10 protein-coding genes are annotated in these 15,903 nt (G+C 55.6%); 5 read left to right on the forward strand and 5 right to left on the reverse strand.

Features of this window, described 5'->3' with window-relative positions:
* The first annotated feature begins 68 nt into the window (after positions 1-68).
* The 4 genes from H6G52_RS14915 to H6G52_RS14930 all read left to right on the forward strand — a co-directional run bounded on the left by H6G52_RS14915 (position 69) and on the right by H6G52_RS14930 (position 3,068).
* On the forward strand, positions 69-716 hold the full coding sequence (locus H6G52_RS14915; protein ID WP_190529353.1) for a Uma2 family endonuclease: 648 nt from the start codon (positions 69-71) through the stop codon (positions 714-716).
* 302 nt (positions 717-1,018) lie between these two features.
* Positions 1,019-1,213, forward strand: a complete 195-nt coding sequence (locus H6G52_RS14920; RefSeq protein WP_190529355.1) for a hypothetical protein — start codon at positions 1,019-1,021, stop codon at positions 1,211-1,213.
* Positions 1,214-1,411: 198 nt separating this feature from the next.
* Positions 1,412-1,987: an IS607 family transposase gene (locus H6G52_RS19170; protein ID WP_190529357.1), complete on the forward strand. Its 576-nt coding sequence runs from the start codon at positions 1,412-1,414 to the stop codon at positions 1,985-1,987.
* Positions 1,890-3,068 carry an RNA-guided endonuclease TnpB family protein gene (locus H6G52_RS14930; RefSeq protein WP_190529369.1) on the forward strand — a complete coding sequence of 393 codons (1,179 nt, stop codon included), beginning with the start codon at positions 1,890-1,892 and terminating at the stop codon, positions 3,066-3,068. The genes H6G52_RS19170 and H6G52_RS14930 overlap by 98 nt, the downstream gene beginning before the upstream one ends.
* 126 nt (positions 3,069-3,194) lie before the next feature.
* Here the strand turns inward: H6G52_RS14930 and trpA are convergent, their stop codons facing one another.
* The 5 genes from trpA to H6G52_RS14955 form a co-directional block, all read right to left on the reverse strand.
* Positions 3,195-3,995 (reverse strand): tryptophan synthase subunit alpha, encoded by an 801-nt coding sequence (gene trpA, locus H6G52_RS14935; RefSeq protein ID WP_190529359.1) that lies wholly within the window; start codon positions 3,993-3,995, stop codon positions 3,195-3,197.
* A 155-nt stretch (positions 3,996-4,150) separates the two neighbouring features.
* Positions 4,151-4,489: a DUF3007 family protein gene (locus H6G52_RS14940; RefSeq protein ID WP_190529361.1), complete on the reverse strand. Its 339-nt coding sequence runs from the start codon at positions 4,487-4,489 to the stop codon at positions 4,151-4,153.
* Positions 4,490-4,626: 137 nt separating this feature from the next.
* The gene (ndhL, locus tag H6G52_RS14945; RefSeq protein WP_190354306.1) at positions 4,627-4,851 is read right to left on the reverse strand and encodes an NAD(P)H-quinone oxidoreductase subunit L; all 225 of its coding nucleotides are present in this window, start codon (positions 4,849-4,851) and stop codon (positions 4,627-4,629) included.
* A gap of 904 nt (positions 4,852-5,755) precedes the next feature.
* Positions 5,756-6,538 carry an ABC-2 family transporter protein gene (locus tag H6G52_RS14950; RefSeq protein ID WP_190529371.1) on the reverse strand — a complete coding sequence of 261 codons (783 nt, stop codon included), beginning with the start codon at positions 6,536-6,538 and terminating at the stop codon, positions 5,756-5,758.
* A gap of 105 nt (positions 6,539-6,643) precedes the next feature.
* Positions 6,644-9,958, reverse strand: coding sequence for a glycoside hydrolase family 15 protein (locus tag H6G52_RS14955; protein ID WP_099535385.1), 3,315 nt, complete (start codon positions 9,956-9,958; stop codon positions 6,644-6,646).
* Positions 9,959-11,061: 1,103 nt separating this feature from the next.
* Here H6G52_RS14955 and H6G52_RS14960 point away from each other — a divergent pair.
* Positions 11,062-15,603: a response regulator gene (locus H6G52_RS14960; protein ID WP_199312448.1), complete on the forward strand. Its 4,542-nt coding sequence runs from the start codon at positions 11,062-11,064 to the stop codon at positions 15,601-15,603.
* Positions 15,604-15,903 lie beyond the last annotated feature (300 nt).

Consider the following 15,903-nt stretch of genomic DNA (forward strand, 5'->3'; position numbering starts at 1 on the left):
CAGCTCGCCCACTGCTTGGCCCCATTGGCGATAATAGAACTGATCAACCGTTTCAGGAGTTGTGAGCAATGATTGCGATCGCCCCGCTGGCTCCCACCCAACTCATCGGCGAAAAACGTGTGACGCTGCGTGGCCTAACTTGGCAAACTTACCAACAGGTTCTCCATGCCCTGCCGTTCCGTCGTTCTGCTCGCTTGACCTATGATCATGGAGTTTTAGAAATCACTATGCCCTTGGAAGATCATGAATTTTCGATTCGTCTCATTGAGCGCTTTATCATCATCATGATCTTTGAGATGGGTCTGAAAATTAAAACAATGGGATCTACTCGGATTGAGCGTGAAGAACTTGATCGCAGCTCAGAACCTGATTGTGCTTACTACATTCAAAATCAAGCACGGGTTGCGGGTCGAAGAGTTGATTTTGCGACTGATCCTCCGCCGGATCTGGTGGTTGAAGTCGATATCACCCACACGGATATTGACAAAAATCGGCTCTATGCCGCGATGGGTGTTCCGGAATTGTGGCGATATAACGGCCGTGATTGGCGCATTTTTATTTTGGAAAATGGGGATTATCAAGAATCGGAATTCAGCCCCATTCTCCCTTGGGTGCAAAAAGCGTATTTATATCAATTTTTAGCAGAGGCTCAGCAAGATGAAATTGCTGCTGAACAAGCGTTGCGCCAGTTAGTGCGTGATCACTTAGCCCAGTAAGCAATTTGGGCTAGGATTCCTTGGACAATTCTGGAAACTTCATTCCTGAGGAATCAGGATCCGTGAGTCGCCGCCCCTGAGAAAAAGCGGTACGATCGAACCGGGGGCTTCTGGCGAAGTTAACCGGATTGGGTTCCCGATTTGCAGAACAATACCCTAGAGATTTGCGTCCACATCCCTAGCTCGCTTCGATGATGAAGCTGGATTGCACTGGGATCATTCCATCGACGAAGGGGCTGCATCTCTGAAGTCAGCAACTGGGCTGGCAATTCCCCCAACGTCAATTTTGGGAGGTCAGAATCATGACTCAGCGAACTTTTCCTGACCGATTTCATTCTTGGGACGATGCGATCGACCTGAGTAAAATTGTGGTTGATAAGCGATCGCGGAAACGCTCGAATGCTGCTAAATCCCGCCGCCGCAATCGGCGATCGGAAAATGGACTATTGAGCAGTCAATTGCGCCACAGTTGGGAATCCATGGCCGACTGGGTGTAGGGTCAATTCAATGCAATTGCTCAAGAATTGTTCACAACAATTGCTCAAAATTGTCACTGACCAGTTCCATCGGTCAATTTTGTGGGGGCGTACGGCCGTACGCCCCCACTTGGACTGCTTGAGTTGGACTGTTTCTGTTGAGGTTGATCAACAGTAATTAATTTACTAACGTTCGCTAACGTATGCCAATATTTAGATATGGCATACATTCCTCTCAGAAAAGCGGTCGAATTTCTGGGATTGCATCCAAATACGCTAAGGAAGTACGCAGATGAAGGGAAGATCGAAACCATCCGAAACGAGGCGGGCCAGCGGCTCTACAACGTCGAGTCATATGGACGCAACGCAACTCGATCTACCGTTGTTTGCTACTGCCGCGTCAGTTCTGCCAAGCAACGAGACGATCTCGCTAGACAAGTCCAGTTCATGCGAGACCGCTACCCCGATGCCGAAATCATCCAAGACATCGGATCAGGTCTTAACTTCAAGCGAAAAGGATTGCAATCCCTACTGGTCAGACTCATGCGCGGCGATCAGCTCCAAATTGTGGTTGCCTGTCGAGACCGATTGTGTCGATTCGGATTCGAGTTGTTCGAGTTCATGGTTCAACAAAACGGTGGCGAACTCATGGTTCTTGACCAATCTGTTCACTGCCCAGAATCCGAACTCACAGCGGATCTGCTCGCCATCCTTCACCTCTTCTCTCGTCGAATGCACGGACTCAGAAGTTACCGGAAAGCGATCCAGGAAGATCCGAATCTTCCTAAACCCTGATCAAAAAGCACTCCTGAAGCAATGGTTTGGTGTTTCTAGATACGTCTACAACGCCACGATCAAACATCTTCAGGAACCGGGAACCAAAGCCAATTGGATGGCAGTTGCGCCCATCATCTTGGGTGCGCTTCCTGAATGGGCCAAGCCAGTTCCCTACCAGATCAAAAAGATTGCGGTCAAAGATGCTTGCACTGCCGTTCGAGAAGCAAAGAAAGGTTTCAAAAAAGACGGGCAAATTCGCAAGTGCCGTTTCCGCAGTCGCAAAGATCGACAACAAACGATCTACATCCCCAAATCAGCCATCAGTGAAAACGGTGTCTATTACACCATTCTGGGAAAAGCAGCCCTGAAAGAATCAATTCCTGATGGCTTTAGTGATGGTCGGTTAACACTTGCCTATGGTGAGTATTACCTGATCACCTCAACAGAAGTGCAACCCATTCAGTCCGAAAACCAAGGGCGAGTGGTTGCCTTAGATCCCGGTGTCCGCACATTCATGACCTTCTTTGCTGAATCCTCCTATGGATGGATTGGCAATGACTCGAACTTGCTGATTCAAAAGCTGTGCTTCAAGCTGGATCGCCTGATTTCCAAAATTACCAAGGCTAAATCAGCTCAAAAGCGTCGCCTTAAGAAAGCCGCTGATCGCCTGCGTTCCAAGGTGCAACACCTGGTGAAAGAACTTCACCACAAAACCGCACGGTTTCTGACTGAAAACTTTGATGTGATCTTGCTACCCAGTTTTGAGTCCTCTCAAATGGTGAGCAAATCACGTCGAAAAATTAAGTCGAAAACCGTGCGGCAAATGTTGACCCTATCGCATTACCAGTTCAAGAGACATTTAGAATGGAAAGCTTGGGAGTTGGGCAAGATTGCTTTGACCAATATCAACGAAGCCTACACCTCTAAAACCGTTTCGTGGACAGGTGAGATCGTCAAGATTGGCGGCTCTCGGGTCATCAAGTCGAAGGTTGATGGGCGGTCAATGAATCGGGATCTAAATGGTGCTCGTGGGATTTTTCTACGGGCATTGGTTGATACGCCTTGGTTGAGAGACCACCTCAACTTATGCATTTGTTAGCATCCGTTAGCAAAAAAGTATCGGGAATGGAACTTGCCTCAACAGAATTAGTCCAGTTGATTGATCTTTAGTTTGTTGATCCAGTCCGTTGTTGATCTAGCTCGTTGATCTTTAGTTCGTTGATCGTTACTGATCAAGGGCGGCTCGCAAATCCCGGCAGAATGCTTCAACGGCGGCTAGACCCGCTTCCGGCGTGCCGTCGGCCAGTCGCTTCACAAAGGCACTGCCCACGATCGCCGCATCAGCCCCCCAAGCACGCACCTGCACCGCTTGCTCCGGCGAGGAAATGCCAAAGCCTACCCCGATCGGCTTATCGGTAACCTGGCGCATGGCGGCCAAAATTTCGGACACGCGCCCGTGCATTTCGCTGCGCATCCCCGTTACCCCGGTCACGCTGACCAGATAAATAAACCCTTGGGACTGCTGGGCAATGGCTTCAATCCGATCCTTGGAACTCGTCGGGGCCACCAACAAAGTGACTTCCAAACCCGCTGCCGCCGCTGGCTTCAGCAGGCCGTCTGCTTCTTCGAGGGGCAAGTCTGGCACGACCAGGCCCGCCGCCCCGGCCGCTTTCACATCTTGAATGAATTGCTCAATTCCTCGATTCAGAATTGGGTTGTAGTAGGTGAACAGGACGATCGGGGCGGACAGTTCCGGCGACACCCGCTGCACCAGTGCCAACACATCATCAAGGCGAGTGCCGTTTGCCAAGGCCCGAGTGGCGGCCGCTTGGATGGTGGGGCCGTCCGCTAGGGGGTCGGAGTAGGGCACGCCCAGTTCAATCAGGTCGGCTCCTGCCCGATCGAGTCGCCGCAGGGCCTCCTCCGTTGTTGCCAAATTCGGATCCCCGGCGGTGATGAAAGGGATCAGGGCACAGCGTTCTGCTTGGCGCAGGGTGGCAAAACGTTCAGAAACAGAGACGGTCATGGTGGCAGGCGATCGATCAACTCGGTGGTCAGGACATCAAAAACGGCCAGCAACTTCGCCCACAGGCTGGATTCAGGGTGAACCCTTGTTGGGGGCTGAGGATGCTGGCTTTGAATTGGGGGAACGGGCGGCGCGTTGGTGGCGAAGAATGCGGATTAGGGTGACGGATGGGTCGGGTTCGATCGATCCGTTTCCGCCGCTTCCGCTTCCAAGCGAGCTTCCAAGGCGGCCAACTCCTCTGGTGACAATGCTTCCAACTGCTTCTGCAAAACCGCGTCTTTGTAGTCTTGCAACTGCTGGGAGTAGGTCATCTTTTGGGTCAGGGCCCGCACCAGATAGGTCAGCAACCAGCCCATCAATCCTACTACCAACGCGGCCTGAGTCCAGATGCCCGCATTGGTGGCATCCATGCCCACCAGTTGCAGGAGACCATAGACCAGCCCCCCACCCAAAAAGACACCTAACCCAATCAGAATCGCGTCAATTCGCCGCATGTTTGCTCGATCGCCCCTGTCAATTGCTCACGATTGCTCACCATCATCCAACCCATCACCCTGGCTCGATCGCCCAAGCGGGACAATCGAGGCATCCTAGGCATTAAATGGCCAGGCATTAAATAAATGGCCAGACATTAAATGGCCCGACGTTGGGGACGCAGATTCAAAAACGGCGACAACAACAGCAGCCCGGGGAAGAACAAAAACACCGCAAAGTAGGCCAAGAGCCGCTCGATTGAGCTGGCCACATACCACCGTTTTTGGAGATAAACGTAGAGGCCCAGCGGCAACACCACCAGGTAAGCCCCCGCCAGCGCCACATACAGAATCAGCGCGATCGGCAAATCCGTCAAAGCCATAAACCAGACCCTCGCCTGAACGTCATCCTGACAGCCCGCACGGACAACCGCAGCCCCTTGCAACCCATTAGCAGCCAGCGATCGGCCCCTAATTTCCGGTTGCGATCCTCAGCGCTGCGCCTTTGTCCGTAACCAGACCACATTTTATCGTTCCCCTTCCCCTTCCAAGGGCGATCGGCCCCTCAAAAAATACAATTGCAACCATTAGTCGATCGCCAGATGCCTAGCGATCGGTCAATGGCCCTAACCAATCACCATCAGGAGCGAGGGCAAGGGGTTTAGAAGATGTCGTCATTGCTTGCCTCTCTTCCCCCTTTGCGAGGTATGATGGGACGGCTCAACGTTACCCGTTAACTTGAGTTGTCCTTAGGGGCGAGTCATCTTAATTGATTCGGTCTAATTGATCGGTCTAATTAATCAATTGGCTCCACTAAGGGGGCATGGCGGAATGGTAGACGCTACGGACTTAAGACAATTGAGCCTCGGTTGAGAAATTGATCGAGTGGCAGCTCTCAAACTCAGGGAAACCTAAGGCACGGAACCAATTCTGGGACGTTGTTCGCAGATCACCCCGATCGCTACGGCAATCCTGAGCCAAGCCGAAGGCACAAAAAGCTTACGGGCTTTTCCTTCGGAAGGTGCAGAGACTCGACGGGAGCTACCCTAACGTAACCAGCCGAGGGTAAAGGGAGAGTCCAATCTTCAACGCCAAACGGTCGATCGAGCAGTTTTGCTGACTCACGAGCCGAATTGTGCAGGGGCGAAAGCCACAGGAAGATGAAAATCCGTTGACCCTAAACGGTCGTGAGGGTTCGAGCCCCTCTGCCCCCATCCTTAAACCCATTTATCATCCAAAGCTCCGGCCAGTGCTTCTGGTCGGAGCTGCGCGTGGTTAACCGGCAATTTAACTAGAGGCGCTGGTGTAGAACCGGAGGGCAAACCGCCAAAATTGATTGGACAAATACAACAGCCCGATCGCCAGTAACCCTGAAACTCCTACCAAAAACCAAGCATCGCGGCCCAAGGCAATTTCCGCCGGCACAGTAGTCATAAACAACACCGGCACAATGAAGGTAAAGAAGAAGCGAAATGCCGCCGGATAGGCCGTGAGGGGATAGCGCCCAGCTTCCAACAGCCCCCGCAATACTTCCGTGATGTTATAGATTTTGGTAAACCAAATGCTGGTGGCTCCTAACACAAACCAGAGACTATATAAAATTAGCAATCCAAAGCTGAGGGGCAACATTGCCCAGCCATATTGCCACCAGGGAAGTTGTAGATTGATCCCCGCATAGAAAATCAACCCCAAACCAAGGGCAATGTCAGGAAAGCCCCAAAGGGAAACGGCGCGGGTGGATAGCCAAAATTGGCTGCTGATGGGTTTCAGCAACACAAAATCCAGGGTTCCTAGCTCCACCTGGCGCACGATGCTGTTGAGGTTGGGAGCTAAAAAGGTGTTAGAAAAGCCTTGTAAAAACAGAAAAAGACCCAACACCAAAAGTGCTTCATGCCAGTTCCAGTTTTGGAAGGTGTAGCCCGTTCGATAAAACAAAAAAAGCCCAAAGCCGCTGGCAATTCCCCCACCAATGGAGGAAATGCTGGCTAAGAGAAAGTTGCCGCGATATTCCATTTCGGCCGCGATCGCGGTGGTGACAAACAACCGCAGAAGTTTCCAGTGATGGAGCAGCATGGGTGCGAGGGTGATAAGGGCCGATTTCATCCGGGGCGATCGGGTTGGGCGATCGCCCTCGGGATGGGCGGTTGAAGCGGGTGGGCGGGAATGGCTAACCCATTACCCCACCGGCTCCAGGGACTCATCAATCGCCTGTTCAGCGCGATCGCGGGCCGACTGTTCCGCCATTTCGATCAGGAACTGGAAGGCCTTCACCATAAAGGTGGCGCAATTGTAGGGCGACGTTTCATAGAACTGTTGCCAGGCCTGACCCTTACGCTCGTTGTAAATGGGTTCATCCTGGGGATGGCGATCGAGCCAGGCCAACCGCACCGCGTGGCCCACCAACACATCCAACACCAGGTAATCATCAATTTGCAGTTCGGGGTTGCGATCGGTCAGGGCTGCCAGCTCCGCCAACGCCTCCATGCAAACCTGTCGGTAAAGCGGCGCACCAATCTTGTTCAGCAGGTGTTCCACTTGCAGGGCGAAGTTCTTTTCGCCGGGGGTCATTTCCGCCAACACCAAGGCACTGTCGAGCCGGTTGCGACGTTCCAGCTTGTCCCCAATCACCAGGCCCTTGCAGTGGCCCAACAGGTTCCAAACCTGGGGATAGAAATCCTTGGGCACGCGGTTCAATGCGCCGTCCAATTCCCGCTGGCGGGCCCAACTCCCAGCGGGGGGCAAACCCTCTTCCCGCTGCGGCACAATCGTCCATTCGATCGCCCGGCCCGTGGCCCGCAGGTGCAACGATTCCTGCTGTTGCAAGGCCAAGGTTGCGCCCTGATAGCCTTCCAGCACGTGGCGCAAGCGCAATTGCACCTCGTAGGGACTGAGTTCCATCAGTTGCTCGTAGGCCTCATCGGGCGTGACGAGCATTTCGCGACCCAATTCACTCACCAACAGCAGCAGAAAATAGCTGGTACGGAGGGTCAAAAAGCCTTTGAACAGGGCTGGATTGGACTTAATGAGCACGCCCAAGGCCACCAAAATTTCCTGGCTCAAGACCCGATCGCGGATGTCTTCCCCACAAAATTCATCAATCTTGGCCATGATCTCGTCGTGGGGCATGGGGCGATCGATCAAGGATCCCTCGCTGTAGGCGCGGCCCACGGCGATGAACTTTTGCCGCACCAGCAAATCCGTCACCGCATCCGAAAGGTTAATGTCCGCCTTGTTCAGCAGGCCCGCCGCCCGCCGCACAATTGCCCAATAGGGCCGACGGCGAGCAATCCCGTCAGATTCCACGACGCTGTAGCCCTGAAGGGCCCGGTTATAGATTTCCTCCACCAGCAGATTGAGCGGCACGGCGCGATCGTCCCCGGCAAAGCCCGTCTCAAAATCCGGGCCCACCAGTCGCCACAGGTCTTGAATTAGCTCAATTTGCTCATACAGGTTCACCGTGGCCCGCAACCGGGTGAGCAAGCTCTTGGGATTGGTTTCCGACTCCAGTTGAAATTCCTGGCGGCTGCTGAGGGGTTTGGTATCCGCCGCCGAAAAAGCCAGGTATTGGGACAGGGGCAAGGGTGCGCCATTGGCCACGGATTGCTCGAATTCGTAGCCGTGGAGAAAGTCAATCCGCTCGCTCCCGGCGGTGAGCACAAAGGATTGCAGCCGTCCCAGGCGAATCGGCACATTGTTGCATTTGCCAGCTTTGAAGTCCGCAATCAGGGAGAGCAGGGGCGATCGGGTGTCGAGGTCGGCCTCTGTGGATCCCAACATTTCCCGAGTCAGCAACAGGGTCATGGTCGGTCGCCCCAACTGTCGCCACTGGCGGGCAATGTAAGCCAGTTCGCTGCGAATTTGGGAGGTCAAAAACTCCGGATCCGCGCCCGAATAGAACTGCTCCTGATCCAGGAAGGAGGGCAGAAAGACCATGGTTTTGCCGCAAATCGAGAAAATTCGCGACGTGGTGAGGGTGCGCAGCCGCCGCAGGGGCCGCCCCGTGAGGCCCAGGGCTTCGTTGCGGCCGATTTGGGCATAGGCCGCCGAAAGATCCCGCGCGGGCCGCACCTCGATCGGGGCCACTTGATCCGGCGTTTGGGTTTCAATTCCGTAAATTGCCAGTTGATGCTGCAAGGCCGCATCTTCCGATAGCAACACCATTTGCACCAACGGTTCCCGCACGGCTCCCGGGCGCGATCGCCGGCCAAGGGGATCCAAATCCGCCACATCGATCAGCTCTTCCAACACCAACTGACCCAGCAGCCACAGGGATTGGGCCCAAACCAGGGGTACGTTGTCGTTGGGTAAGCGGGTTTGGGAACCGGGGTTGGCCTGTTCGGCGGCGATCGCCTCCTCCGGCACGTAATAGACCTCCGGCAACAAGGCGAATCCCTCCCGTTCCACGGCTACCCCTTGCAATCGGTGGTGATAGTCCAAGGCCCTGTCCCGATCGCCCCGAAACAGGGCATCCAGCAACAGATAGGTCCAAAACAGCGGCCACTCACACTCAATATGCTCAAAGCGCTTGAGTTCGTAGGGTTCGTAATGCAGGCGGCTGGTGTCTTCAAGAACGGTTTGGTGACCATCCCGCAGGAACCGCTTGCAGCCGTAGTGCCCCTCCAGTTTTTCGACAATTTGCCGCCGCGTGCGATCAACCAAGTTCGCATCATCTACCGCGAACGCCGGGAAACCAATGATGCTCAACAGGGCCCCATCCACCTCCTTAGAGGCCGACTCGCGCGGCAACAGGGATTCCAGCGTGGCCCGCGATCGGGCAATTTCATCCTCCAGCACATGCAGTACGGATGATTGCGATCCCCTTGCCCCAAACAGATCAAAGCCATTCAGCGCTTCCAACGCCGCCTTTGCCATCCCGATCGAGCTGGCGTTTAGCTCCGGGTTGCCGTGATTAATCTTGTTGCCCCGTTCCCAAATGCCGTAATCGGCCGTGCGGTAGGCGCGTCCAATGTAATAGACCAGATTTTGGACAAAATTCACCTCGTCGGTGGTGTAAATCACCTCCAAGCCCGAGGCCGTCATTTGCGCCAAGATCAACAAAAACACTGAGGTGGCATCAATCTGTAGATGGCCCCAGCCGTCATCGGCCACCACCGTGTTGCCCGTGCTCGTGTCGTACTTGGCATGGAGCGCATCCAATGGATCTTGGGTGTGCTTAAAGCGCTCCACCTTGTGGGCTTGCCGCATCATCGATGACAACAGCCCCCGCATCAGCTTCACCACGCTCTGCTGAATTTCGTAGCCGCGTCCCGCTTCGAGTCCCGCCTTGCGATAGGCCAGCGCCAGCCCCCAGGCCGCCAAGATGCTGTAAACGTTATCGCGTACCCAAGCATCTGTGTAGTCCCCATGGATATTAACGGCGGTGCTGGCAGGCATCAGGCCGCTGATGGGGTGTTGGCGGTTCAAAATGACCTGGGAAATCAGCCGATCGAAATACTCCAGGCGATCGCGACGGGACTGAGAGGCGGTCATAGGCTACAGCAGGGACTTAAAGACACTATAGACGGTTTATTTTCCTGGATCGCGGCAACGCTGCAGCCGTTGATGAACCCTTGAGGGAGACCCAGGGGCCACAAGCCGTGCCGGGGCGATCGGGAACATCGGTCAAAGGAGTGGGGGCAATTGTGATCGGAATCTCCCTGGCTAGCCAGGCGATCGCCGTAAAATTGGCTCAAGGGGATTGCAACGGTTGTCAATTTCTTGTCAGCCCTTGGTCAGCAATATTGCAGCCACCAACGGTCAGCCGCTCCTAGCCCTGCCTCCAATAGCCCCCCAAAACGGGCCCAAGCTTCCCTATCCAGCGCGCTAAATTTCGACTAAATGAATGGGCCTTGCTTGTTCACGAAGTTCGAGGAGGGGAATTGAGATCTAACTCGAAATTCTACGGAGTCTTGCTCTGGGAACCGTTAGAATCGATTTTTAGATCTCAATGATGGGTCTCACCCCCCATAGCGGTTGATCGGGGGAGTCCGCACCGGGAACAACGGGGAGCCTATTCAACTTCAATGGGATGGGGGCTGGTCGAAAGTGATGCAACAAAACCGTTTGGGAGGCAAATCGGTTCGGAGAATTCGGCAAAATCGGGGTCGAATAGAGCGATCATTGCTGTTGGGGGCCGCAGAGTCCACAATCCCGCAAGAGTCTACGGCTGGGTTAAACCTTGGGGTTGCTTGTCTGATGTTGGGGGTAAAGGCGCAAGTTGATGCAAGGCTGCAACAATCTACGCGGCTCTCTATGCGGCTCTGTGCGAATCGATTGAGGCATTATCCCGACCATTGCCTCGCTGCTGTGGCAATTGAGGAGTAGCAACGCAAACACCTGCCTGAGTAATTCTTGTTGGACGAGTGAATGGTTAGTAATTGCTCGCGACTAGGGCAATTTGAAGCTAGGGGTTTCACCCCTCCTATGCTTGAGTTAGAACCCTACGGGATCACACTAGGGTTAAGTTGGGCGTGGGAGTGCGCTCCGAGCCATTGTCGCGAATTGATTGGTCGCCAATTAAGTCTCCAATTGATCGATCGCGAATTTATTCAGGTGCATTTGCCGTTGCTGTTGCAAATCGTTGTGCAGTCGCCATGGCAGCTTCCAAGTCAGGTTCGACCGAAACCACCGGCCGAGACCCAGGGGTCTCCAGCCGATCGGGGGCAGTGGATCGATCAACCCTGTGGTCAACCATGGGTCAGGTCAGGTCAGCGATGTTGGCCCGAATCCATTGGCCAAGGGCTGATGTGGCGGAACTATCAGGGGGCCAGGAGGGTGATCGCGTGAACTTACGCCGAAAAACCTTGGCGATTGTGGGGATGGCGGCGGTGGTGTCGATCGTGACGCTCTGCATTGCGCTGTCGGTGTTGGTCTCTGGGGACTTTCGGGCCCTGGAGGTGCAATACGCGCGCCAAGATGCTCAACGGGCCATGGATGCCCTCTCGGCGGATTTCGACAGTCTGGCGGTGGCGGCTCAGGAATATGCGGAGTGGGACGATACCTATGAATTCATTGAAACGCGCAACCCTGCTTATATCCAGTCCAATCTGATCGATCGCACGTTTACGGCTTTGCGGCTGAATGCGATCGCGATTGTGAATCGCCAGAAGCAAGTGCTTTACAGCCAAGGATTTGATGCGAAGCGGGGACGGTTGCAACCGGCTGATCGCTCCCTGTTGGACTATTTGGCTGGGCCGGGCCAAACGACGCTTTTACAACAGGATCAGCCCGATCGCGTAATTTCAGGGTTGGTGTCCCTGCCGGAAGGGGTGTTGATGGTGGCGGCCCGCCCGATCGTCACCAGTCAAGGAGCCGGCCCCATTCGTGGCGCGCTGGTGGTGGGCCGCTGGTTGGATCAGGTGGAAATCGATCGCCTGGCGGAGGGGGTGGAATTACAGCTTTCCCTGCGGCCGGCGGTCAGCCTAGAACAATTTCAGACCGCGGACTCTGGAACCCTCGGTCAGCCCATGACCCTGGAGGTGAGCCGGCCCGGTTTGGCCCGCAGCCCAATTTCCATCACGGCCCTGGAATCCTTGGATCTGTTGCGGGCGGAAATTCTGCTGCGGAACTTGGAAGGGGAACCGGCCCTGATTTTGGAGGTGACGCTGCCTCGGGAGATTGATCACCGTAGCCAACAGGCTATCCGCTACTTGGGAGCCGCCACGGTGTTTTGTGGGGTGCTCTTTGGGGGCGTGGCCCTGCTGTCGATCGAGAAATTGGTGCTTGCCCGCTTAACCCGCCTCAGCACTGCGGTGGCCACCATTGGCCAGAGCGGCAACCTGGCCACTCGCCTAGAAATGCCTGGTAGCGACGAGCTGGGTCTCCTGGCCAACAATATCGATGAGATGCTGGAGGCGCTCGATCGATTCCAACGGGAGCGATCGAGTGTCGAAGAGCGCTACCGGATCATGGCGGAGAACTCCACCGACTTGATCTCCCGGCAAACGGCCGACAATGTTTATATCTATGCCTCCCCCGCCTGCATGGCCCTGTTGGGCTATCACCCGGAAGAAATGGTGGGGCAACAACGTTGGGACTTTATCCATCCGGCCGATCGCGATCGCCTCATTGAAGAAGACCAGCACGCCCGCGATCGCAAAGCCACCTACACCACCCAATATCGAATTCGCCGCCACGATGGGTTCTACATCTGGTTTGAAACCACCAGCCGCGCCATCTACGACTCCCACAACGGCGAATTTCAGGGTACGTTGTCCGTTTCGCGGGACATCACCCCCCGCAAACAGGTGGAGCAAGATCTGCGTGACAGCGAAAGTTCCATCCGTCGCCTCTATCAAATTGCCGCCGCCCGCCAACTGACCTTTGACGATCGATTGCAACGGTTGCTGCAAATGGGCTGCGAGCAATTTGGTTTGGAACTGGGGCTGCTGGTGGAAATTGACGATCGATTTGCCACCCTCCCGGATCCAGACCCTGCGGACTACAACGGCGGCATGGCCGCTGTGGGCGATCTGCAATGTCGCGTTGTGGGCATCTTTCACACGGGCGATCGCGCCCAAATGCCCAGCACCTGGGACTGGCAAGCGGGCGATCGGTTCCCCCTGCGCAACACCATCTTTCAAATTGCCGTTGCCCGCGAAGAGCCGCTGTATTTTGAGTCCAAATCCCTGGCCCAGCTCGGCCCCACCGCCGTCGATGCGGCCCTGGAAATCGAAGCCTACCTCGGCACACCCATCACCGTCGGCCGTCGGGGCTACGGCACCCTCTGTTTTTGGAGCAATCAAACCCGTAATCAGCCCTTCAAAGCCGTTGATATTGGTCTGTTGGAGCTGATGGGGCAATGGATCGGTGGCGAACTGGAACGCAAACAAGCCGCCGACGACCTGGCCCGGGCCCGCGACCAAGCCCTAGAGGCCACCCGAGCCAAGAGCGAATTTTTGGCCACCATGAGCCATGAAATCCGCACTCCCATGAACGCCGTCATTGGGATGACCGGATTGCTGTTGGATACGGAACTGACCAGTCAGCAGCGGGACTTTGTGGAAACCGTTCGCAGTAGCGGCGATGCCCTGTTGGCCATCATCAACGACATCCTGGACTTTTCTAAAATCGAATCCGGCAAGTTGGATTTGGAGTCGCAACCCTTCGATCTGCGCAGTTGTATTGAAGAGTCCCTGGATTTGTTAGCCGCCAAAGCCAGCGACAAGGGCTTGGACTTGGCCTACTGGATGGGATCCGCCGTTCCCAACCTAATCGTGGGGGACATCACGCGCCTGCGCCAAATTTTCGTGAACTTGGTGGGCAATGCGGTCAAGTTCACGGCCCGGGGGGAAGTGGTGATTCAGGTGGAAGCCAAGCCCCACACCACCAGCGACGAATCGAATGCCTTGCTGCAAAGCGATAGCACCCTGCCGCCAACCCGTTCCCACGACTACAACGCACCGCTTTACGACATTCACTTTGCGGTGCGAGACACGGGCATCGGTATTCCAAGCGATCGCATGAACCGCCTGTTCAAATCCTTCAGCCAAGTGGACTCCTCCACCACTCGCCAATACGGCGGCACAGGGTTGGGGTTAGCCATCAGCAAGCGGCTCTCGGAAATGATGGGCGGGCGCATGTGGGTGGAAAGCGAACTGGGCAAAGGTTCCGTTTTTCACTTCACGATCGTGGCGGCGGCGGCTCCCTATGCATCCCTGGTGGATTTCTACGAAGTCCAGCCCTATCTGCAAGGGAAGCGGGTGTTGATTGTGGACGACAACGCTACCCATCGGGATATTTTGGTGCGGCAGGTGGAGGCCTGGGGCACGGTGACCCAAAGCACCGCTTCACCCCAGGAGGCGATCGCCTGGATGATGCAAGGACAATCCTTTGATTTGGCGCTGCTGGATTTGCAAATGCCGCAGATGGACGGTTTGCAGTTGGCCCAACGGTTGCAGGATTTGGCGCTGCCCAAAACAACGCCGTTGCGGATGATTGCCATGGCTCCGATGGGCTACCAGGAGCGCAGTGCCTCACCGGTTTTTGCGGCAGTGGTGAACAAACCCATCAAGCAATCTCAGCTTTACAACGCGATCGTGACGGTGTTGGGTGGGCGCACGGCGGAAACGGTGGCCGCTCGATCGGTCATGGCCGATGTGGATTCCCATATGGCCGAGTTCCACCCGCTGCGGATTTTGCTGGCGGAAGACCATGCGGTGAACCAAAAGGTGGCGTTGCAGATTTTGCAGCGCATGGGATATCGGGCTGATGTGGCGGGTAATGGGATTGAGGTGCTAGAGGCCCTGCGTCGTCAACCCTATGACGTGGTGTTGATGGATATGCAGATGCCGGAGATGGACGGGCTGGAAGCCACGGAGCGGATCCGACAGGAATGGGTGACGGAGCAAGGGCCCTACATCATTGCCATGACCGCTAACGCGATGCAGGGCGATCGGGAGGCTTGTATTCGAGCAGGGATGGATGATTACATCAGCAAGCCGATCCGGATTCAGAAGCTGGCAGAGGCTTTGGGGCGCTGTCCTTCCCGGGGGTTTGTTCAGGGGGGAACCGGCGAAACTGCGCCGGAACCGCCAACCTTGTCCGATGCGGTGTTGCCTGCGGTGGCGGAGAACGGTGCGGGAGCCGTGGCGATCGCCCTGCCGCAGTTGGTGACGGCCCTGGTGAGTGGTGACTCGGAACCGGTTGCCCCTGAGGCGCTAACCCATACCAGCCCTGTGGAACGAAATGGGGTTGGGTCGGAGGTTGACCTGGCGGTTAACCGAACAGTCCCGGAGCCGGCCGGGTTGCCCTTGCCTTCGGGGTGGGCGGCCAATCAGGAACCCATTTTGGATGAGCAAATCCTGAGCAGTCTGCGGGAAGTGGAGGTGCTGGATGAGGCGATCGAACTCTATTTGCGCGATTCCCCCATGCTGCTGGAAAAGGTGCGATCGGCCCTGAGCAATGGCAACACGGCCCACCTAAAGGATGCGGCCCATTCCCTCAAGTCCACCAGCGGAACCATGGGGGCCCTGTTGGTGTATCAAACCAGCCAGCAAATTGAAACCGCTGCAAAACAAGGAGACCTTGCCCTCGCCCAGCGATGGTTACCCGCCGTGGAGCAAGAACACCAACGGGCTGTGGCCCGGCTCCAAAGTTTGGGTTTAGCGTTCCAGTCTTTGGAAGCGGAGGCTTGAGCAGCGCAGAAGTCAAGCCATTGCCATTGCATCGTGGCCTTGGACTGCTTGTCGGGATCGCTTGGATGGCTGGCATCACTCGCACTGCTGAATTGCCCCTTGGTTGAGCAGTTGGTTCAGATCGGCCTCTGAATGAGGGCCGAGGGGCGCTGGGGCTGCGATCGGGTGTTTTGCGATACTTGATCAGTAGACCTCTTGCACGAATCAAATTGGATGTGTTGCCTGGTAGTTGAGCAACCCGGCCAGCAGATGAAGCCTCAAGCCAAAACGGCGACGACGATTGCGATAGCGTCCTGAGAA

Origin of the sequence: Limnothrix sp. FACHB-881, assembly GCF_014698135.1 — a bacterium.
Classification (GTDB): Bacteria; Cyanobacteriota; Cyanobacteriia; order CACIAM-69d; family CACIAM-69d; genus CACIAM-69d.